The organism is Clostridium sp. CTA-1, from assembly GCF_054768215.1.
Genome location: NZ_BAAAAP010000006.1, coordinates 26238 through 47180, shown reverse-complemented (window position 1 = coordinate 47180; position 20943 = coordinate 26238). Strand labels below are relative to the sequence as shown.

The 20943-nt window shown below is 27.7% G+C and carries 22 protein-coding genes and 1 riboswitch; of the genes, 7 read left to right on the top strand and 15 right to left on the bottom strand.

Annotation, left to right across the window (positions count from 1 at the left end):
- Window positions 1-26: 26 nt before the first annotated feature.
- From ACYUEW_RS06205 to ACYUEW_RS06175, 7 genes are all read right to left on the bottom strand, one after another.
- Entirely contained in the window at window positions 27-728 is a 702-nt protein-coding gene (locus tag ACYUEW_RS06205; RefSeq protein ID WP_030033355.1) for an ABC transporter ATP-binding protein, read from the bottom strand.
- Between the two features lies 1 nt (window position 729).
- Window positions 730-1467, bottom strand: coding sequence for an ABC transporter ATP-binding protein (locus ACYUEW_RS06200; protein WP_460276442.1), 738 nt, complete (start codon window positions 1465-1467; stop codon window positions 730-732).
- Between the two features lie 11 nt (window positions 1468-1478).
- Entirely contained in the window at window positions 1479-2423 is a 945-nt protein-coding gene (locus tag ACYUEW_RS06195) for a branched-chain amino acid ABC transporter permease (protein ID WP_460276441.1), read from the bottom strand.
- Window positions 2424-3296 carry a branched-chain amino acid ABC transporter permease gene (locus ACYUEW_RS06190; RefSeq protein ID WP_043031246.1) on the bottom strand — a complete coding sequence of 291 codons (873 nt, stop codon included), beginning with the start codon at window positions 3294-3296 and terminating at the stop codon, window positions 2424-2426.
- A gap of 3 nt (window positions 3297-3299) precedes the next feature.
- A complete protein-coding gene (locus ACYUEW_RS06185; protein ID WP_003488334.1) occupies window positions 3300-4442 on the bottom strand; it encodes an ABC transporter substrate-binding protein in 1143 nt (380 codons plus the stop codon).
- 155 nt (window positions 4443-4597) lie between these two features.
- Window positions 4598-5500 (bottom strand): D-alanine--D-alanine ligase, encoded by a 903-nt coding sequence (locus tag ACYUEW_RS06180; protein ID WP_003488332.1) that lies wholly within the window; start codon window positions 5498-5500, stop codon window positions 4598-4600.
- Window positions 5501-5968: 468 nt separating this feature from the next.
- Window positions 5969-6526 (bottom strand): hypothetical protein, encoded by a 558-nt coding sequence (locus ACYUEW_RS06175; protein ID WP_460276440.1) that lies wholly within the window; start codon window positions 6524-6526, stop codon window positions 5969-5971.
- Between the two features lie 162 nt (window positions 6527-6688).
- Window positions 6689-6790: riboswitch (TPP riboswitch) on the top strand.
- 81 nt (window positions 6791-6871) lie between these two features.
- Here ACYUEW_RS06175 and thiD point away from each other — a divergent pair.
- The 4 genes from thiD (at window position 6872) to ACYUEW_RS06155 (ending at window position 10624) form a co-directional block, all read left to right on the top strand.
- On the top strand, window positions 6872-7672 hold the full coding sequence (thiD, locus tag ACYUEW_RS06170; RefSeq protein ID WP_043031242.1) for a bifunctional hydroxymethylpyrimidine kinase/phosphomethylpyrimidine kinase: 801 nt from the start codon (window positions 6872-6874) through the stop codon (window positions 7670-7672).
- Between the two features lie 70 nt (window positions 7673-7742).
- The gene (gene thiM / locus ACYUEW_RS06165) at window positions 7743-8534 is read left to right on the top strand and encodes a hydroxyethylthiazole kinase (RefSeq protein ID WP_003488325.1); all 792 of its coding nucleotides are present in this window, start codon (window positions 7743-7745) and stop codon (window positions 8532-8534) included.
- Window positions 8525-9142, top strand: a complete 618-nt coding sequence (gene thiE, locus ACYUEW_RS06160) for a thiamine phosphate synthase (protein ID WP_045516528.1) — start codon at window positions 8525-8527, stop codon at window positions 9140-9142. The genes thiM and thiE overlap by 10 nt, the downstream gene beginning before the upstream one ends.
- 270 nt (window positions 9143-9412) lie before the next feature.
- Window positions 9413-10624: an EAL and HDOD domain-containing protein gene (locus tag ACYUEW_RS06155; RefSeq protein WP_459566472.1), complete on the top strand. Its 1212-nt coding sequence runs from the start codon at window positions 9413-9415 to the stop codon at window positions 10622-10624.
- Window positions 10625-10778: 154 nt separating this feature from the next.
- Here ACYUEW_RS06155 and ACYUEW_RS06150 read toward each other — a convergent pair whose 3' ends face one another.
- A complete protein-coding gene (locus ACYUEW_RS06150; RefSeq protein ID WP_042386094.1) occupies window positions 10779-11507 on the bottom strand; it encodes a class I SAM-dependent methyltransferase in 729 nt (242 codons plus the stop codon).
- A gap of 218 nt (window positions 11508-11725) precedes the next feature.
- On the opposite strand from ACYUEW_RS06150, the gene ACYUEW_RS06145 reads away from it, so the two are divergent.
- A complete protein-coding gene (locus tag ACYUEW_RS06145; RefSeq protein WP_045516523.1) occupies window positions 11726-12529 on the top strand; it encodes an amino acid ABC transporter substrate-binding protein in 804 nt (267 codons plus the stop codon).
- 12 nt (window positions 12530-12541) lie between these two features.
- Window positions 12542-13177, top strand: a complete 636-nt coding sequence (locus ACYUEW_RS06140) for an amino acid ABC transporter permease (protein ID WP_460276438.1) — start codon at window positions 12542-12544, stop codon at window positions 13175-13177.
- A gap of 328 nt (window positions 13178-13505) precedes the next feature.
- Here ACYUEW_RS06140 and ACYUEW_RS06135 read toward each other — a convergent pair whose 3' ends face one another.
- From ACYUEW_RS06135 to ACYUEW_RS06120, 4 genes are all read right to left on the bottom strand, one after another.
- The gene (locus ACYUEW_RS06135; RefSeq protein ID WP_045516541.1) at window positions 13506-13727 is read right to left on the bottom strand and encodes a hypothetical protein; all 222 of its coding nucleotides are present in this window, start codon (window positions 13725-13727) and stop codon (window positions 13506-13508) included.
- Between the two features lie 103 nt (window positions 13728-13830).
- Window positions 13831-14229 carry a GNAT family N-acetyltransferase gene (locus ACYUEW_RS06130; protein ID WP_460276437.1) on the bottom strand — a complete coding sequence of 133 codons (399 nt, stop codon included), beginning with the start codon at window positions 14227-14229 and terminating at the stop codon, window positions 13831-13833.
- A gap of 49 nt (window positions 14230-14278) precedes the next feature.
- Window positions 14279-14737: a glyoxalase/bleomycin resistance/dioxygenase family protein gene (locus ACYUEW_RS06125; RefSeq protein WP_265203104.1), complete on the bottom strand. Its 459-nt coding sequence runs from the start codon at window positions 14735-14737 to the stop codon at window positions 14279-14281.
- Window positions 14738-14975: 238 nt separating this feature from the next.
- Entirely contained in the window at window positions 14976-15692 is a 717-nt protein-coding gene (locus ACYUEW_RS06120) for an MBL fold metallo-hydrolase (protein ID WP_460276436.1), read from the bottom strand.
- Window positions 15693-16187: 495 nt separating this feature from the next.
- Here ACYUEW_RS06120 and ACYUEW_RS06115 point away from each other — a divergent pair, with 495 nt between their 5' ends.
- Window positions 16188-17120, top strand: coding sequence for a patatin-like phospholipase family protein (locus tag ACYUEW_RS06115; RefSeq protein ID WP_460276435.1), 933 nt, complete (start codon window positions 16188-16190; stop codon window positions 17118-17120).
- 94 nt (window positions 17121-17214) lie between these two features.
- Here the strand turns inward: ACYUEW_RS06115 and ACYUEW_RS06110 are convergent, their stop codons facing one another.
- From ACYUEW_RS06110 to ACYUEW_RS06100, 3 genes are all read right to left on the bottom strand, one after another.
- A complete protein-coding gene (locus ACYUEW_RS06110; RefSeq protein WP_096044766.1) occupies window positions 17215-17469 on the bottom strand; it encodes a Gfo/Idh/MocA family oxidoreductase in 255 nt (84 codons plus the stop codon).
- A gap of 420 nt (window positions 17470-17889) precedes the next feature.
- Window positions 17890-19116 (bottom strand): peptidase T, encoded by a 1227-nt coding sequence (gene pepT / locus ACYUEW_RS06105; RefSeq protein WP_003488294.1) that lies wholly within the window; start codon window positions 19114-19116, stop codon window positions 17890-17892.
- A gap of 75 nt (window positions 19117-19191) precedes the next feature.
- The gene (locus tag ACYUEW_RS06100; RefSeq protein WP_163225341.1) at window positions 19192-20883 is read right to left on the bottom strand and encodes a methyl-accepting chemotaxis protein; all 1692 of its coding nucleotides are present in this window, start codon (window positions 20881-20883) and stop codon (window positions 19192-19194) included.
- Window positions 20884-20943: the final 60 nt, after the last annotated feature.

The window sequence follows — 20943 nt, the reverse complement described above, 5'->3', positions numbered from 1 at the left end:
AACTAACCTCTCTTTTAATATGAACTCTATCTTCCAAGATAAATTTTTTTAATAAAATTGCTTTTAATCAACTCTTCTGTACTACCCTCTAATACTATTTTCCCGTTTTCTAAAGCATATCCTCTATTACATACTTTTAAAGCCATAGAAGCATTTTGCTCAATTAAAAGTATAGATGTTCCTTCCTTATTTATAGATTTTATAGTTTCAAAAACTTCCTCCACCATAATAGGAGCTAATCCCATAGAAGGTTCATCTAGTAATATCAACTTAGCGCTAGATAGGATAGCTCGTCCTATAGCAAGCATTTGTTGTTCTCCTCCACTTAAACTACCTGCCAATTGGGTTCTTCTTTCTTTTAATCTTGGAAATCTTGTATAAACCTCTTGTAATTTTTCATCTTTAGTACCTTTATTTATCTTGTTACAAAAGGCCAAAAGTAAATTTTCCTCTACTGTAATCAAAGGAAATATGCCTCTACCTTCCGGAACTAAGCATATCCCCTTTTGAGCTATTTTATGAGTGCTCATCCCTTTTAAAGATTCCCCATAAAAAGAAATATCTCCAGTATATTTTAATTGTGCTGTTAATGCTTTTAATAATGTAGATTTTCCAGAACCATTATTACCTATTATAGTTACTATTTCCCCTTCATTAACGTTTATAGATATTTGCTTTAGAGCAGGAATAACCCCATAATTTACATTAATATCTTTAACTATTAACATGTTAAATCTCCTTTATACCTTTACCCATATAAGCTTTTATTACATTATCATCATTGCTTATTTCCTCTGGGCTACCTTCAGCAATTTTTTTCCCGTAATCTAATACTAGAATTCTGTCACATAACTCCATTATAACTCCCATGTCATGCTCTATGATAAGTACTGTTATATTCAAATCTTCTCTAAGTATATTGATTAAATTTTTCAAATCCCGTTTTTCATAATTATTCATACCCGCGGCTGGTTCATCTAAAAGTAATACCTTAGGTGAAATAGCCAAAGCCCTAGCTATTTCTACCTTTCTTTGCTGTCCATAGGGTAAATCAGAAGCCATATTGTTAATTACGTTTTCTAATCCTACAACTTTTAAAATATCACAGGTTTCTTCCATATAAGGATTTAATTTAACAAGTTTTTTTAATTCACTTACCCTACCTACTAAAATATTCTCAAGAACCGTTAAAGAATTAAATAGCCTTATATTTTGAAAGGTTCTTGCAATACCTAATCTACTTATTTTATAAGGTTTCATTCCCGTTATTTTTTTATTATTTAAAAATATATCCCCTTTACTTGGTTTATATATTCCTGTAATAGTATTATATAATGTAGTTTTACCAGCTCCATTTGGACCTATAACCCCTAATATCTCTCCTTTTTTCACTGAAAAATTCAAATTATCTACTGCAGTTATTCCCCCAAAATTTATATTTAAATCTTTTACTTCTAATATGTTCATATATACCCCTTCTATGATTTATACGTAAATTTCTTTCTATATTTCAATCCATAAATTCCATCAGGTCTAAATACAATCATCAATACTAAACCTAACCCATAAAATAACATTCTGTAATCATTAAATTCTCTTAAAAACTCTGGAATAATAGCTAGCACTATGGCTCCAATAATTGATCCAACTATATTTCCTTTTCCTCCTATTATAACCATAGCTAAAATAGTTATAGATTCTTTAAACATAAAAGACTCTGGACTTATAAAGGAAACATAAGTTGCATAAAATCCTCCAGCTATACCTGCTATAAAGGAGCTTATTATAAAAGCAAAAAATTTTATGCTAGTTATATTTACTCCTAATGATGTAGCCGCTATTTCATTTTCTCTAACAGCTAACATAAGCAATCCATAATTAGAATAAGTTAATTTATATAATATAACAAAGAAAATCACAAATAAAAATAATATTAGATAATAAAATCCTAAGTTTTTATCCTTAAATATGTTTAAAAATTCTGGATTAGGTATAGAGGAAATACCCATAGGTCCACCGGTTACTTTATCCCAATTTAACAATATTAATTTTACTATTTCTCCAAATCCAAGAGTTATTATGCAAAGGTAGTTCCCTTTTACACGTAAAGATGGTATCCCTAAAAATATTCCACATATGCCTGCTAGCACTCCACCTAATAACATAGCATTTATAAAAGAGAGGTGAGCATTAATCATAAGTATACTAGTTGTATAAGCTCCTATCCCATAGAAAGCGGCATGTCCTACAGAAATTTGCCCTGCATTACCACTAACAAAATTAAGACTCATACTTAATATGCTATATAAAAGTATAGTTATAATAATATGTAGAATATATTGATTTGTAATCATAAAAGGTACTATAAACAATATTGCCAAAATTATTAAAAATATAATTTTGTTATTATTAAATAACTTCATCTATACTTTCTCCTTAATTTCTTCACCAAATATTCCATTAGGTTTAATAATTAATACTAGAACTAATATTATAAAGGCTATTCCATCTACATAGGATGTAGAAATATAAGCTCCAACTAAACTCTCAGATACTCCTAATATATATCCTCCAACCAAGGCTCCTGGAATACTCCCAATACCACCTAAAATAGCAGCAGCAAAAGCTTTAATCATTACGCCACTTCCCATAGTGACATAAAGGGCATCGTAATACATACTACTTAATATTCCTGAAACCATAGCTAATATAGTAGCTAAAGAAAAAACTATCATAGTAATTTTATCTGTTTCTATTCCCATAAGTTCTGCATATTTTCTATTATAAGACAGTGCTCTTATCTGTAATCCAATATTACTTTTCATTATAAATTTGTATAAAATTATCATTAAAGTTATAGAAAATAAGAAAATAAATATTTGTATATTAGACAGCTTTATTGAAGCAATAGAATATGTTCCTTTAGGTATATTTATTGGAAAAGGTATTATTTCCGTTCCCCATATAAGTTGTCCTAAAGCTTCTAACATTATAGAAACTCCTAATGAACTTAAAAGGGGAGCCATTGTATCTCCTTTTAATACTGGTTTATAAGCTATAAAATATAATAAAACCCCTATAAGTCCAGTAATAACTATAGTTAAAATAATAGCTAAAATTAATGGTATTTTAAATATGCTTACCATGGTAAAAAAAACAAAAGTTCCAAACATTAATATTTCACCATGAGCAAAGTTTAACATTTTTAATACACCAAAAATCATATTAAAACCCAGGGCAGCCAAACAATATATGCTGCCTAGGGTAATTCCATTTACTAATACTTCTATAATCATATGTTATTTCTTCCATTCAACAAATTTTCCATCTTTAACTATGAATCTTATTAGATTCTTTTCTGCATCTCCACTTTTTTCAAACTTAGTATTTCCTGTCACTCCAGTATAAGTTCCCATATTTTTTAATGCCTCATTGATTTTTTCTCTATCATTTCCACCCTTTTTAATTCCTTCTATTAATATCTTAGTTGCATCATAAGAATAAGCTGCAAAACTACTTGGAGCTTGGTTATATTTCTTTTTATATTTTTCTGTAAATTCTTTTACTTTTTCATTTTCAAGATTAGTAGAAAAAGATCCTATAGTAAATATTCCTTCTGCATCTTTACCTGCTAAATCTACTAATGATTTTGAAAGTAATGGAGTAGGGCCTGCTACTTTAGGATTGTATCCTACATTATGAGCTTGTTTAAGAAAAGCACCTGCATCACCATAAAAAGATCCCATTATAATTATATCTGGATTTTTACTTTTTACTTTTGTTATTATACTTCCAAAGTCTTGAGTTTTAGGCATGTAACTTTCTTTAGCTACAACTTGTCCTCCATTTTCTTTATAAAAATTATCTACACTTTCCGCAACACCTTTACCATAATCGTTGTTTACATATATAATAGCAACTTTTTTATAATTCATATCTTTTAACATCCATTTTGATAATTCTTTTCCTGTTGTTAAATCTGATGGAGTTACTTTTCTATAATATTCACTGCTACCACTTAAAGCTGGTGCTGAACCACAAGGTCCCATCATTGGAATTTTAGCTTTAGTATAAATAGGTATTCCAGCTAAAGTACATGGTGCAGAAAAGCTTCCCATAACCGCCATAATATCTTTATCTGATGAATATTTATTTGCAATGGATGCAGCCTCCTTTGGCTCTCCCTTATCATCTTCGTAAACTAATTCTATTTTTTTCTTGTTAATTCCCCCTTCTTTATTAACTTCATCAACTGCTAATTGAGCTGCATTTAATATACTTTTACCATCCTGTGCCATAGCTCCAGATAATGGTGCTACTAATCCAATCTTTATAGTTCCATCTTTCTCACTTGAGTTTGATTGGCAACCAACTAAACTACTTAATACTAATATGCTAGATAGTGCAATTAAAGATTTTTTCTTAAATTTTGCAAATTTCACTATAATTCTCTCCCCTTTTTATTGTTTTTTAACTATTTTTTAATTATTTTTTAATTATTCTTTAACAGAATATCATGTAAAAAAACTTCATTCAAATAAAAAATACTTATAGATCACTTACCATCTATAAGTATTTTTTATCCTAATTTATTTTATTATCTTTCTACTTCTAATGAATATTTAACTATTAAATCTAATAATTCTGCAAAGGATATTCCTACTGCATTAGCACTCTTAGGGAACAAACTATTTTTTGTCATACCAGGTAATGTATTTAATTCTAATACATAAGGTACTCCCTCTTTAACTATCATATCTACCCTTACATATACTTCACATTTCAATTCTTTCCAACAAGCTAAGGCCATTTCTTCTACCTTTTTATGAAGATTTTCTTCTAATTCTATAACCACTTCATCTGATCCACCATCTGCATATTTTGCTGTGTAGTCAAAGAATTCTGCATGTGGTCTTATAGCTAATACTGGTAGCATTTTGCCATTTAGCATACAGCAAGTTATTTCTTCACCTTTTGTATAATTTTCTATCATAACTTCTTTATCATATTTTAATGCAAGTTCTACTGCTTCTTTTATTCCCTCTTTATTTTTTACTAAGTTTGTAGCTACACTAGAACCACCGCTATTAGGTTTTACGAACACTGGATACCCTATTTTTTCTATAGCTTCGTAATCTATATTCTCTACACTAGATACATTTACCCAATCTGCTGTATTTATATTAGCATATTTTAAAATTTTCTTAGTCATATCTTTATCCATACATATAGCACTTGTTAAAGGACCACATCCTGAATAAGGTATATCTAAAGTTTGAAGAACTGATTGAACTGTTCCATCTTCACCAAACTCACCATGCAATGCTAGGAAAGCAAAATCTATACCCTTAGCTTTTTCCATAACATCTTCTTTTTTATCTATAATAATAGGAATAATTTCATGTTCTAAAAGCTCTAAATATTTTATAACTTCTCTACCAGAATTTAAGGAAACCTCTCTTTCTGTAGATATTCCACCCATTATAACTCCAATTTTCATTATTTACTCCTCCAATATCTATATATTAATGTTATTGATATTAACTTTAAGATAAATATTTTTTATGTTTACTATTTCTTTATTTATAATAAATCCTATCATCCTAATCTTATTAATTAAGAGTATATACAATATATAATAAACTTTTATTATATATTACCACAGATTTTATTTACCCTCTTACTATATTCTATACATTTTTTAAGTATAATAAAGTACCACCTAACTTGTTTTTTACTTTGCAGGTGGTCCCTCAGGATGAACACCTTGCCGCTAAGCAGTGATTCCCACTACCAAGGCTATAACGGACTTTCACTCTCAAGTTGCTACCCATGCTGGGCACACCAACAAAAATATACTGTCTAATGGAGCATTACTTTTAATAATTTAATTAATTCTTATATTAAAAATTTTAGGACTGTTACATAATGATTAAAAATCACCATGTAACAGTCCCTAGCTTTTTAATTAACCTGTATAAATATTATCTATATAATACTTATCTTTATATTTTACTATATCAATGTATTGAAATTTACCTATTATCCAATTATTTTCTCTATCTTGTCCATTACCTGCACGCCAATAATTACTTTCATCTGTACATTTAATATCATATGTCATTAAAAATGTGAATCTATTTCCTTCTTGTTTTTCAAACTTTGCCTCTGTTATCCTATAATCAGTAAGGGTTAGTACAACTGTACCTCCACCATTATTTTTAACATACTGCCAGTTCGTTCTCATACTGTTTATATATTCATCAAATAAACTTATAGCAATCTTTTTTTTCTCTTTTTCAGGAATATTACGAACAGAATATATTTCGCTAACAAGTTTGTCTTTTTCATCTTTATTTAGCTTATCTATCATATTATATATTTTACTATTATCCTCTTCTTGTTTTTCTGATTGTTTTATAAAATATTGATACGGAGATTTATTTTCATTTTTATAAAATAAATATATTATTAGACATGTAGCGAAAATAGTAATAATTATTAATAATCTTTTTTTATTTTTCATAATTTCTCCTAATAAATAATATAAAACTAATTATAATTTTATTATAGATTTAGTATTAAATCAACAAATATTGGAAAGAACCATTTTTATTCTAGCATTAATATTTAAATATTGAAAATTAAACCTATTAAGTATAAAATGAAACTATAAAATCAAATGTCCTTTATGTTGTGGGGGTGCCTTGGGGCTGAGAAGATTTAAACATCTAACTCTAATAACCTGATCCAGATAATACTGGCGTAGGGAAGCAACTTATCTAATAATAGATTTTTATAAGATTTATTAAAAAGATGTATTGCTTTTCAATACATCTTTTTTTATTTATTACATAGGAGGTTTTTTATTATGAAAAAAGTTTTAACTATAGCTGGCTCTGATAGTTGTGGAGGAGCTGGTATTCAAGCAGACATAAAAACTATGAGTTCCTTAGGGGTATACGCTATGAGCATTATAACTGCTGTAACTGCTCAGAATTCCATAGGTGTACAAGATGTTCATGAAGTACCAAAGAATATGGTTGAAGCCCAAATCAAATCTATATTTGATGATATAGATGTAGACGCTATAAAAATAGGCATGCTTTCCAATTCTGAAACTATAAAATCTATAAAAAAATACTTAGAAAAATATAAGGCTAAAAACATAGTTTTAGATCCAGTTATGGTTTCTAAAAGTGGTTATTTTCTCCTGAAACCAGAGGCTGTAGAAGAACTTAAAAATTTAATTTCTATATCTTACATTGTAACTCCTAATATACCAGAGGCTGAAGTTCTAAGTGGAATGAAAATCAATTCAGAAGATGATATGAAAAAAGCCGCCACTATAATCCAATCCATGGGAGTTAAAAACGTTTTAGTTAAAGGTGGCCATAGATGTAATGATGCAAATGACATACTTCTTTATAAAGATAACTTCATAACAATTCCTGGCAACAGAATAGAAACTAAAAATACTCATGGTACTGGTTGTACATTATCCTCTGCTATAGCTTCTTATCTAGCTAAAGGATTTAATATAGAAAAATCAGTATCTCTATCTAAAGAATATATTACAAAAGCTATTGAAAATTCCTTCCCTATTGGTGAAGGGGTAGGTCCTGTTGGGCATTTTATAGATCTTTATAAAAAATCTCACTTAGATTATTAAAAAATCCTGCTGTGCTATTATTAAATGTTAACTATAATAATCTATAAATTAAATAAAAGGAGCGATCTATATGAAAAATAAAAATGTTATACAAAAAATGAGAGAAAAAACCCCACTTATTCACTGCATAACTAACTATGTTACTATAAACGATTGTGCTAATATACTTCTTTCCTTTGGGGCTTCCCCTGCTATGTGTGAAGCCTATGATGAAGTTTATGAATTTGCATCTATATCATCAGCCTTATATATAAATTTAGGAACTCTAACTAAAGAACAAGAAACCTCAGCGGTACTTGCTTCCATATCTGCCAAAAATCATAATGTACCTGTGGTTATAGACCCTGTAGGATGCCCTGCTATAAAAAGAAAAATTCAAGTTATAAATAGAATAGCTGAAGTTGGCAAAATAGATATTATCAAAGGAAACATAGGAGAAATTAAATTTTTAGCAGGAATGAATTCTGAAACTAGAGGTGTGGATTCTTTAGATAATGGTGAAAATGCTTTAGAAGCTTGTACACAATTAGCAAAAAAATATAATTGTGTTGTGGCTGCTACTGGTGAAAAAGATTTTGTATCCGATGGAAAAAGCGGTGCTATAATAAAAAATGGTACAGAAATGCTAACTAAAGTAACTGGAGCTGGTTGTATGCTTGGTGCCCTATGTGCTGCTACCTGTGCAAATTTTGAAGATAAATTAGTATCTACTACAGCCGCCATATTATCTATGAATATTGCTGGAGAAAAAGCATACGAAAAAGCACAGCTACCAGGTAGTTTTAGAATTGCTTTAATAGATAATATATATACACTATCTGATGAAGAAATTTGGAAAAGAGGTAATGTAGAATGGATTTAAATTATGAACTTTATTTAATTACAGATAGAAGATTTTTAAAGGGACGTGAATTAAAAAAAGTTGTAGAAGACGCTATCCTCGGAGGAGTAACTATAGTACAGGTTAGAGAAAAAGACGTATCTACTAGAGAATTTTATAATGTAGCTAAAGAAGTAAAAGAAGTAACAGACCATTACAAAGTTCCTATAATTATAAATGATAGATTAGATATTGCTCAAGCTATAAATGCTCATGGTGTTCATTTAGGTCAAAAAGATATGCATCTTAATATAGCTAGAAGAATTTTAGGTAAGGATAAAATAATAGGCATATCTGTAGGAAATATTAAAGAAGCCTTAGAAGCTGAAAATAATGGTGCAGATTATCTAGGAATAGGAACTATATTCCCTACAGGTAGTAAGAAAGATGTGGATGCAATTATTGGTATTGATGGATTATCAAAAATAAAAAATAATATATCTATCCCTTCTGTAGCCATAGGTGGCATAAATAAAACTAACTTTAAAGATGTTTTAAACACTGGTATAGAAGGAATTTCTGTAATTTCAGCCATATTAGATGAAGATGATATAAACATTGCTGCAAATAATCTTTTAATAAATAAATAACTTCCTTAATTTAATACTGTAACTTAAAATAGATTTAATTTTAATACATTAATGATAAAATATCAGCATACTTTTTATCTTAGTAGTATTAGAATTAAATCTATTATTTTTTAGCATGTCCATTTTTCTACTCTAATATATTTAATATAAAAAATTAAGTTTTTACACTAAAATTAAAGTTTACCCTTAGTATTTACTTAATTTAGTAGACTTCTGTTTATTATATATATTAGAATATACTTAAAATAAACTTTTATTGGGGGAATTTTTTTGGATACATTTGTTGCTAGACAACCTATTTTTGACATAAATGAAAATGTAGTAGCCTATGAATTGTTATTTAGAACTAATAATGAAGATAATAAATTTAATAATATAGATGGAGATATAGCAACCTCTAAAGTAATAATTAACAGTTTTCTATTAATAGGAATAAAAAACTTAACTGATGGCAAAAAAGCTTTTATCAATTTTACAGAAAATCTTATTTTAAATGATATAGCCTCACTTCTCCCAAAAGAATACGTAACAATAGAAATCTTAGAAAATGTAACTCCCTCTAAAGCTATAATATGCTCCTGTAAAAAATTAAAACAAGAAGGATATACTATAGCATTAGATGATTTTGTTTTAATGGATAATTTAAAAGAACTAATAAGATTAGCAGATATTATAAAAATAGATTTTACTATTACTAAAGGTGCTGAAAGAAAAAAAATTATAGATAAGATACTTAAAATAAATAACAAAATAAAATTTCTAGCTGAAAAGATTGAGACTAGAGAAGAATTTACTGCCGCTGCCTCTATGGGATATTCTCTATTTCAAGGATATTTTTTTAGCAAGCCTACCATATTTAACGAAAAGGATATTCCTATACATAGCACTACTAAATATAAAATCTTAAAAGAAATAAATAAGGAAAGTATAGATTTTAACTATCTAGAAGAATTAATTAAAACAGACTTATCCTTATATTACAAACTACTTAAATTTATAAATTCATCTTTTTCTTTTAAGAAAAATATAACCTCTGTAAAAAAAGCTATAGCTTTAATTGGTGAAAAACAAACTATAAGATTTATTTCATTTATATTAGTATACGATATAACAAGTAACAACAAAGAATATGTAAAGACAACCTTAGTAAGGGCAAAATTTCTAGATCTTCTATCTAAGAAAACAAATTATATAAACAAATCAGATGAATTATTTTTTATGGGATTATTTTATGGAATAGAAGACTTTTTAAATAAACCCTTAAAAGATATTTTACATGATCTTCCTATATCTGAAGATACCAAATCCGCTCTTCTTGGTAAAAAAAATAGGCTAAATTATATACTTAATCTTGTATTAAACTATGAAAAAGGTAAATGGAAAAAAGTTAATGCTATATGTAAACATCTGAATTTATCTCCTAATGAATTAACTACTATTTATATAAATGCTCTAAATTGGACAAATAAATTCAATCTTTAAATAATCTATATAATTTAATTTTATAAATAAAAAGTATAAGATAGAATCTTTGTAATGAAATTTTTATCTTATACTTTTTTATATTAATCTATTATACTGTTTTATATAAATTAACATTAACCCTATTTTTAAAATAAATTTTAAAATATAATAGTTACTTTTTAGTAACTTCTAATATACTTGAGGCAGGATAGGTATCTAAAAAATACTTTGGAGATATATTTACCTTCAATCCTTTGTCCAACAATATTTTTTCATATTCATCTATATACATAGAATCTGAAATTATTAATTTCCCACCTGATTTTAAAACTCTTAACATTTCTTCTATGGCCATTTTTCTCTCTTGTACATCTTCTATATTGTGAATACATTGTTTGCTTACAATTACATCAAAAGTTTCATCTTTAAAGGATAATGCTGAGGCATTTTGAGTTTTTGTTTTAACCTTATCTGCTACACCTTCTAATTCTATATTTTGATTCACATAATATTTAGTTTTATCCAATATACCTTCACTATTCCATATATCTATACCAGTTACTTTTCCTGATCCATTCTTTAGTTTTTTAGCCACCGCTATAGCTAAAATACCTTTTCCAATACCTACATCTAATACATTTTCATTCCCTGTCCAATTAACCTTAGAAATTATTCTATTTATGTGTTTAAATCTTCCTACAAATATAAAATTTATTATTCTTAAACCATTAACTATAAATAATATGGATATGAATAATATAAAATAAGCTATATAACTTTTTATTTCTTTATGTTGAAGAAGAAACATAAAAGTTATCAAACCTAGAATTCCTGCAGAGAAAAACTTAATAGCACTAAAATAATTATTTGGACCATAATATGGCTTTGTATATTTCTTCATATTATATAACACTCCCTTCTTAATTTTCTCCCATTGATAATTGTAGATTTTATCATTAATAAAAAAAATTTTCAAGAAAAAATTTTTAGTTTATTTCTGTTACAACTATTATATATATGAAAAACTATAAATTATGTTACAATCTTTAATTTTATTACTTTACAAATTCATCATGCTAAAGTATAATATAATAAAATAAAACAAGGGGGATTTTTTATATGAAGAAAAAGAATATATTATTTTCAATTTTAATAATGGGGTTAATCTTTATGCTAACAGGCTGTGGTAACAAATCAAAAGAAGATACTTCCCTTAAGGATATCAAAAACAAAGGTGAATTTGTTGTAGGTTTAGATGATAGCTTCCCTCCTATGGGATTTAAAAATGATAAAGGTGAAATAGTTGGATTCGATATTGATTTAGCTAAAGAAGTAGCTAAAAAAATGGGAGTTAAAGTGGTATTTAAGCCAGTTCAATGGGATGGTGTAGTTCTTAGTTTAAATAATAAAGATATTGATGTTATTTGGAATGGACTTACTATAACTGAAAAAAGAAAAGAACAAATAAATTTTTCAAAACCTTATGTAGAAAATAAACAAATAATAGTTGTTAATAATGACTCTAATATAAAGTCAAAAAAGGATTTAAATAAAAAAACTGTAGCTATACAATTAGGTAGTAGTAGTGAAGTTGCTTTAGACTCAGATAAAGACTTTGTAAAATCATTAAAAGAATTAAAAAAATACTCAAATAACACTGAAGCACTTATGGATTTACAAGCAAAAAGAGTTGATGCTGTTGTAGTAGATGAAGTAGTTGGTAGATATTATATTAGTAAAAAGCCTAATGTATTCAAAGTATTAGATGAAGACTTTGGAGGAGAATCTTATGGAGTAGGTTTTAGAAAAACCGACAATAGCTTTAGAGAAGCAGTAGATAAAGCTTTAGATGAGGTTATAAAAGATGGAACCGCAGATAAAATATCTAAAAAATGGTTTGGTAAAGGAATCTTAAAAAAATAGGATGTGATGAATGTGTCTAATTTCTCAGATATAACTATATTTATATTAAAAGGCAGTATTATTTCTTTTAAATTATTCATAGTAACAATAATATTTTCTATTCCACTAGGTATTTTAGTAGCTATGGGAAAAAACTCTAAAATGAAACTTCTAAAAATCATACTAAGTCTTTATACTTGGGTATTTAGAGGAACTCCTTTAATGCTACAATTGTTCTTTGCTTATTTTGGTCTTCCTGTAATAGGAATAAGATTAGAACCATTAACCGCAGCTTATTTAACATTTATAATTAACTACGGAGCATATCTAGCAGAAACCTTTAGAGCAGGTATAGAATCCATTGATAAGGGTCAAGTAGAAGCTGCTAAAGTATTAGGATTTACTTACAATCAAACTATGTTCAAAATAGTTATACCGCAGGCTATAAGAAATGTTATCCCACCAATATGTAACGAAAGTATAAATTTAATTAAAGATTCTGCATTAGTAGCTGCCATAGGAATAGGAGATATGCTAAGAGCTGCAAAAGAAGTAGTAACTAGAGATTTCACTATAACACCTTTCTTTATAGCTGCAGCTATATATTTACTAATAACCGCACTTTTAGTACTCATATTTAGGACTTTAGAAAAAAAATGTGCATATTAAGGAAATTATAGCTTAAAAGGTAGTTATACCAACAGCCTATTAAAAAGGGATATGTGTCTAGAAAGGCGCCTCAATTCACTAAAAGATTCTAATTTGTTTTTCATAAAATATATTGGTAAAAAATGAAACTCGCTAAACGCTCAAACAATCATTTTTTACCTAATATATTTTCAAAAAACGAATAAGAATCTCTAAACTTTTTCGAATGCCTTTTACGACACATATCCCTCTTTTTAATAGGCTGAAGTTAGCATAACTCTTTAAAGATAATTTCCTATAGACAAGAGAGGTATAAAAGGGATGAGTTTTAATTAGTATTATATTAAATTTATAACCAAGATAATAACTCTATTATTGCTGGAATTAAATCTTTTTTTATCTTCTTAATATCTGTTTCAGGGCCACTAACTTCTAATGCTTTTAAATTATCTATTAATTTTTTAATTACACCTTTTTTATCGCTATCTTTATCATATTTATTCTCTAATTCTTCAAGTTTTTCTAATACTTCTTTATCTTGATCATTGCTACTGTTATGTGAAGAATTCAGAATTATTACCCCCTTAAACTTTCAATTATACCTTTTAAAACTATTGAACAATATAAAAAATATATAATTATACTTACTTCCCATAAACAAGAGATTGCTGTTTTTATTTCTTTCTCCATACTCCACCATGGCATGGATTAAAGCCACAACTCATATAAAAAGGCATATTTTTTTCCTCAAATGTTACTGTTACAATAGAAATCCCTCGCTTCTGAGATTCTTTTAATAACTTTTGTACTAAAGCCCTTCCGATGCCTTCCCCTTGATAATTGGGATGTACAATAATATCCTCCATATATCCATGCTCTATACCTGAGCCTACAATATACCCAAATGCAATCAAACTACCATTCTTATCGCGTAAACCTGCCCAAAACAAACAGTGCTTAAACAAAGCTGGATAATCGTTATCTCTCCGCTCCCACCCTACTGATTGACGGAGGTTTGGAACCTCATGATTTAGAATTTTAGGATTAATTAAAATATGATATACATTCCTCATTTAATTACCTTCCTTTTATTATACAATATCATACTAATACTCATTATCCTTATTTACACATTTCAACAAATTCAATAGGATGTTGAATAATTTTTGACGTTTCCTCTATGGAATACCCCTCATCAAGATAACGCTTTGCTATAATCGACATAGATTCACCTATCTCTATAATATGATGATCTGGGTCATAAATACGAACGACTCGTTGTTGCCACTCATATTTCTTAGGCTGATGAACGTATTCAATATTTCCATACTCTTGTATCTTTTGCATAAATGCTTCAAAGTCATCTACCTCAAAATATAATTCCATATTATTTGACTTCTCTATAACAGAATCACTAGGCAAGTCTGTAAGCCATGCAAAATCCTCTTGTATTGCAAATCCACCACTAAATGTTACATTTTTACCTAAATCAAGAATAACTTTTTGGTCAAACAATTCTTCATAGAACTGTTTAGAAACATTAACATTTTTAACTGCTAATAATGCCAATTTAAATTCCATATAAAATTCCCCTTTATATAAATAATATTTTATGATAATCTATATTTTTTTCATATTTAAGCAGAAAATCAGAATCTTTGATCTTGTATTAGTTGCTTACTCCACCTATGTAAAAAAGCAGAGTTTCATTAAATATTGTTTCTTCATAAGCCGAATAAATCTTTAAAGTATGTTCCATATATCAAGCTTTCCATTCTATTCCATAAATGTAACTATAAATATACACATCTACTCTATTTTAAATTTCTGTAAGCTTTCCTTGTAAATACTCTAATAATTCAGCTTTGTCTGTATGCTCATTATGACCTTCTATAACAATACCAAATTTAATTTCTGATAAAATACTAATAACCTTTTTTAGCTTATCTTTATCATAACTTTCTCCATGGTATAAATCTTCACATACAGCATCTCCAATAAATAATATCTTTTCTTCTGGCAAATAAAAAATTGTTGAATCATCACTATGACATCCACCTATTTTTATCATCTGGCAAGTAATTCCACCTAAATCAAGCATAAGATAATCATTAAATATCATGTCTGCACTAATAACTTCAATTTTATCTTTTTCAGGATATTCTTTCTTAATCATACTATTACAAAATTCAATTTCTTCACCTATCTCCACCCGCTTGTCCATAGATTCTTCATCCCATTTCCATCCTCTCATCTTACATAGCTGCTTATTTGTTAATGAATTTGCAATAATAACAGCATTTGTTGCTGAAAGACCAAAGGTGTGATCCCAATGCCAATGCGTAATAGCCACAAATTTAGGATGTGATAATTGCCTTTTATCCAGCTCCTCCATATAAATTGTCACATGATTAGCTGAATTACCTCCATCTATCATTAGAGAAAATTTATCTCCCTTAATATATCCCAAAACAGGCCTATCTGTATCTTCATTATGTTCCAAATAATAAACTCTTTCAGTTAATTGTTTAAACATATATTCACCCCATTTTTTATCTTTATTATTTTTTATTGCGATATAATTATTTTATATTTATAAAAATTACCTATGTTTATTTATATTTTTCGTTTTGAAATTTCTTTTTCCGTGCATATTTTCTAAATCCCAATATATTCCCTATAATATTTGTGATACTTTACTATTATTAACAAATAAACTTTTACAAATATATACTAAATAATAATTTAATTTTATACATTTTAAGGATTAAATTCAATACAATATATATTTTTACTTATGTACTTTATTTTTATAGCTATCTATTGAACAAAAGTATTTCTTGGTTTAATTCTCCACCTTTAAATGTGTTAAATCATAATTTCCTTATATTGTATTTTTATTGTATAATCTATATAAAGATTGTTAAGATTAACTTATACATAGTTAAAAACTAATTTTATTTGATTTATGTATGCGTTTTTATATTAAATTAACTTATGCGCAATTAAAAACTAAGGGGGGTTTCTATAATTGAAGTGTAATGCTGTATTAGATAGTGGTGGCATTAGAGGTATTGGCACAATTGGCGCTTTAAACCATATGGAAAGTAAAGGATTTACTTGGAATAATATTGCTGGAACTTCTGTTGGAGCTTTAATAGGAGCATTACTAATTTCTGGATATACTGCAAAAGATTTAAAACATATAACTGTAAATACAGACTTTATGGAGCTTCTTAATAAAGAAGGCATTCAAAAATCTACATTTGTTGGTAAAGCAATAAATTTCTTTAAGTTTAATGGAGTTTATTCTGGAGATTTTATAGAAAAATGGATTGATGATATGCTTAAAGTTAAGGGAATAAATACTTTTAGCGACCTTATGAATAACGGTACTTGTAAACTAAAAATAATAGCTTCAGATATCACTGAAAAAAGAATGATTACCTTCCCTGATGACCTTTATATTTATGGATTTAGCTTAAGCAATTTTAGAGTTTCTAAAGCCATTAGAATGAGTATAAGTATACCATTTTTCTTTAAACCTGTAGAATTTATTCATGGTGATGGTTTAAGTTATATAGTAGATGGTGGTGTTTGCTGTGCTTATCCAATTTCTATATTTGATAGCTACAATGATAAGGAAAATGTGCCTACAATAGGTTTTAAATTTGATAATATTGAATTAAGTAATACTAAACAAGGTAAAAATGATCCTCTATCCTTTCTATTTGACATAGCCGATACCATGAATAAAAAAGACTCTAAAGAATGGATGACAAATAAAAATATAGATAGAACTATACTAATTCCTACCCTAGGAATTAGTTCCACAGACTTTGATTTATCCAAAGAAAAAACTTTAAAACTATATAAATCCGGATATAAATCCGCGGAAAAATTTATTAAAATCTGGGATTTTGAAGAATATAAAAATAAGTATAAAAAAGAAGGTAGTGCTTAAATTTAAAAGGCTGTTGACAAAATATATTTATCAACAGCCTAAACATAATCTTATATTGATTTTTAAATAAAAAAATTATTTTCATATTTATTTTTTAGAGTTTATCCACATATACATCTTTATGTTTTTTTATAGCTTCAAATACCACTTCAAAATGAGAATCCGTTGAACTATTAACAAAAACAGCATCACATTTATGGAGTAAATCTATTAAATTTGAAAATTCATTAATTCTATACCAATTGCAGATTTTTCTTGGTTTAATTTTGTTAGGCGAATAAACACCTACTAAGGACCAATTTTCTTCTTTACAAAGAATACACCTTATGAGATATATTCCCAAGTCCAACTATACCTATTTTAACATTAGACATAAACATCCGCCTTAAAGTAATTGTATGACTTTTAAAACTATTTTTCATAATTACTTAATGCAACCATAAATATATGAAAATTATAGCATTAACTTTCATAATTATCAAAATTAATACATGCTCTATCACAATATATGCTAAATAAAAAAAATGCAGATAAATTTGTTTTTACACAAATATACCTACATCTTTTATTAATCTATCTAAATATCATATAATTTTTTATTATATATTATACTTTTATATTCTATATAACAAAAGTTACTCTTTCTGATTAATAAATTTTATACACTAAATTATGTTATATTGGATTGAATAAACATACCCTGATGTATATTTTATTTCCAATATTTAAATTACTGACTAACGTTATGCAAATTTATTAAAAAGCTTTATTATCTATTAGCATATAGTTCAGCTATTTTAACTACAAGTTCTGCTGCTTTTTCCATTGATAGCACTGGAACAAACTCAAATCTTCCGTGGAAATTATGTCCACCTGCAAATAAATTTGGAGTTGGTAATCCCATAAAAGATAGTCTTGAACCATCTGTACCACCTCTTATAGGCACTAATATTGGCTCAATATCAATAGCTTTCATAGCATCATGAGCTATATCTACCACATATTTTACTTCATCTATTTTTTCTTTCATATTGTAATACTGGTCTTCTACTTCTACACATACTATTTCTTTATTGTATTCTTCATTTATTTTTTTACCAACTTCTTTTATTTGTTCTTTTCTTTCTTCAAATTTTTTTCTATCAAAATCTCTTATAATATAATTTAGTTCTGCTGTTTCTACTTCACTCTTTACAGATAGTAGATGGAAAAATCCTTCATATCCTTCTGTTCTTTCTGGCACTTCATTTTCTGGAAGCATACTTATGAACTTATTAGCTACTAATACTGCATTTGTCATTTTATTTTTTGCAGAACCTGGATGAACATTTCTTCCTTCTATAATAACTTTAGCTTTTGCAGCATTAAAAGTTTCACATTCTAATTCTCCGATACCGCCACCATCTAAAGTATAGGCTAAATCTGCTCCAAATTTTTTAACATCAAAGTGATCTGCTCCTTTACCCACTTCTTCATCTGGAGTAAATCCAACTTTTATAGTTCCATGTTTTATTTCTGGATGATTTATTAAATATTCCATAGCTGTAACTATTTCTGCTATTCCAGCTTTATCATCTGCTCCTAAAAGAGTATTTCCATCTGTTACAACTATATCTTGACCTTTATATTCTAGTATTTCTGGGAATTCATCAACTTTTAATACTATATTTTTTTCTTTATTTAAAACTATATCTTGCCCCTCATATTTTTCTACAATTCTAGGATTAATATTAGTTCCTGATAAATCTGGACTTGTATCCATATGTGCTATAAAACCAACTGTTTGAACTTCTTTTTCTATGTTTGATTCTAAAGTAGCCATAACGTATCCATTTTCATCTACAGATACATCCTTAAGTCCTATTGTCTTTAATTCTTCTCCTAATTTTTTTGCAAACTCTAATTGAGTTTTAGTAGTTGGCACAGTTTCTGATTCCTCTGATGATTGGGTATCTATTTTTATATACCCTAAAAATCTTTCTAATACATCTTTCATTAATAGTCCCCCTCTAAAACAAATTTTGGTTTTTATTCTTATTTTTGTAATTGTTTACTTATATTTTACAATATACTATTGTTCTATGCAAACATCTCCCATTACTACAGCTTGAATATTTCCCTCTTTATCTTTTAATGGAATAGCTATAGCTATACAATAGTTGTAACTAACACTAGATATATATGGTTTGCTGGCATATTTTTCTCCTAAAATAGCCTTTTTAAAATAAGGTCTATGGGAAAAATTATCATTTCCTTTTGTTATAGGTACATTAGCAGATTTCATTATGCCCTCTTTATTTATTACCCCAATATATTCAAATTGATTATTTGCCTCTACATACTTTTTACATATGTTAGAACAGGCATCTACACTTAATCCATTAGAACTTATTTCTCTACTTACTTTTTCTAATATATTAAATCCTTCATTAACTAGTTGTTTTTGCTCTTCTTTTATAGTTATATTGGTTACAAAAGCTTTTAATTCACTATCTATTTCATCTGTACATCCATTCATTTCTTTTATTAATTGAGTTATTTCATTTATTGATGCAGATTGTTCTTCTACTGCTGCAGAAATTTCTTCTGTCATAGAAGCACTTTGCTGAGCTCCTGAAGATATAGTTTCCATCATTTGATCTACTTCTTTAGATATTGTAGTATTAGTATCTGATAAATCATATATCTGTTCCACTGAATTATATGTTTCATCTGTTGAAGATATTATTTCATTAAATGATTCTTTAGACTCATCTGCATAAACTATATCCTCTTCTACTTCTCTACTTTGCTTTTCTGCTTCTTCAGTTATATTAATTATTTGAGAAGTAATTTTTTCTATTAATTTTCTTATTTCTCCAGCAGATTCTGAGGATTGCTCTGCAAGCTTTCTTACTTCATCCGCTACTACTGAGAAACCTTTACCATGCTCCCCTGCCCTAGCAGCTTCAATGGCTGCATTTAATGCAAGTAAATTAGTTCTCTCACTTATTTCTGTTACTACATCTGTTATTTTACTTATTTCTTCTGCTTCGTTTTCTAATATTTTCACATTTTTAGCTAATTTTTTACTAACATCCCCTGTAGCTTTTATTTTGTGTATCATGGTTTCAAATGTCTTTTGATTTTCTTTTATTATTTTAACCATTTCTTCAGCTATATTTTTAGTATTCTGTGCTTTTTCTGCTATTACAGCTGAATTTTCTGCCATTTCACTTGTATTATCTCTTGTAAATGTTGTTGAATCTGCTTGGGCTGTCGCTGTTTCTGCTACAGAAACTACAGAAGATGCTATATTTTCTGTAGCTTGATTACTGTCTAATGCATTTTCATGTAAGGTTTTTGATATAATCCTATTTTTTTGTGATATTTGTAATAAATCTGATAATATCTTTTTAGTATTTTTAACTATAGCATTTACACTTACTCCAATAGGTGCTAAAGCTCCCTTTTCTGGCACCCTAGTTGCAAATTCCCCCTTAGATACTCTATCTATTATTTCCGCTACTTCTTCTATGGATCTGTATGCTTTAGTCACAAAAACCTTAACCATTATATAAGAAACCGCCAGCATTACTATAAACATTATAACTATAAATTTTAAGTAGGAACTGCTAAAACTTGCTAATAAATTAGAATCATTATTTCCTAACCCTTTTAAAATAGATCTAGTCCCAACAAAAAAAGTGGCACATAATATAAGTATTAATGCATTAAACAAAAGAGCTATCTGTCTTATAAGCTTATTTTTCAAGCCACTCACCAACCTTCCCTAAATTTATGAAAATTTTAATTTTACATAATATATATAATTTTCTACAAT

Excerpts from the sequence above, each read along its gene's own strand:
- ACYUEW_RS06205 (WP_030033355.1), bottom strand. The coding sequence starts at position 728 with ATGTTAATAGTTAAAGATATTAATGTAAATTATGGGGTTATTCCTGCT.
- thiE (WP_045516528.1), top strand. The coding sequence starts at position 8,525 with ATGGATTTAAATTATGAACTTTATTTAATTACAGATAGAAGATTTTTA.
- ACYUEW_RS06195 (WP_460276441.1), bottom strand. The coding sequence starts at position 2,423 with ATGAAGTTATTTAATAATAACAAAATTATATTTTTAATAATTTTGGCA.
- ACYUEW_RS06190 (WP_043031246.1), bottom strand. The coding sequence starts at position 3,296 with ATGATTATAGAAGTATTAGTAAATGGAATTACCCTAGGCAGCATATAT.
- thiM (WP_003488325.1), top strand. The coding sequence starts at position 7,743 with ATGAAAAATAAAAATGTTATACAAAAAATGAGAGAAAAAACCCCACTT.
- ACYUEW_RS06180 (WP_003488332.1), bottom strand. The coding sequence starts at position 5,500 with ATGAAAATTGGAGTTATAATGGGTGGAATATCTACAGAAAGAGAGGTT.
- pepT (WP_003488294.1), bottom strand. The coding sequence starts at position 19,116 with ATGAAAGATGTATTAGAAAGATTTTTAGGGTATATAAAAATAGATACC.
- ACYUEW_RS06130 (WP_460276437.1), bottom strand. The coding sequence starts at position 14,229 with ATGAGGAATGTATATCATATTTTAATTAATCCTAAAATTCTAAATCAT.
- ACYUEW_RS06120 (WP_460276436.1), bottom strand. The coding sequence starts at position 15,692 with ATGTTTAAACAATTAACTGAAAGAGTTTATTATTTGGAACATAATGAA.
- ACYUEW_RS06145 (WP_045516523.1), top strand. The coding sequence starts at position 11,726 with ATGAAGAAAAAGAATATATTATTTTCAATTTTAATAATGGGGTTAATC.
- ACYUEW_RS06125 (WP_265203104.1), bottom strand. The coding sequence starts at position 14,737 with ATGGAATTTAAATTGGCATTATTAGCAGTTAAAAATGTTAATGTTTCT.
- ACYUEW_RS06175 (WP_460276440.1), bottom strand. The coding sequence starts at position 6,526 with ATGAAAAATAAAAAAAGATTATTAATAATTATTACTATTTTCGCTACA.
- ACYUEW_RS06200 (WP_460276442.1), bottom strand. The coding sequence starts at position 1,467 with ATGAACATATTAGAAGTAAAAGATTTAAATATAAATTTTGGGGGAATA.
- ACYUEW_RS06150 (WP_042386094.1), bottom strand. The coding sequence starts at position 11,507 with ATGAAGAAATATACAAAGCCATATTATGGTCCAAATAATTATTTTAGT.
- thiD (WP_043031242.1), top strand. The coding sequence starts at position 6,872 with ATGAAAAAAGTTTTAACTATAGCTGGCTCTGATAGTTGTGGAGGAGCT.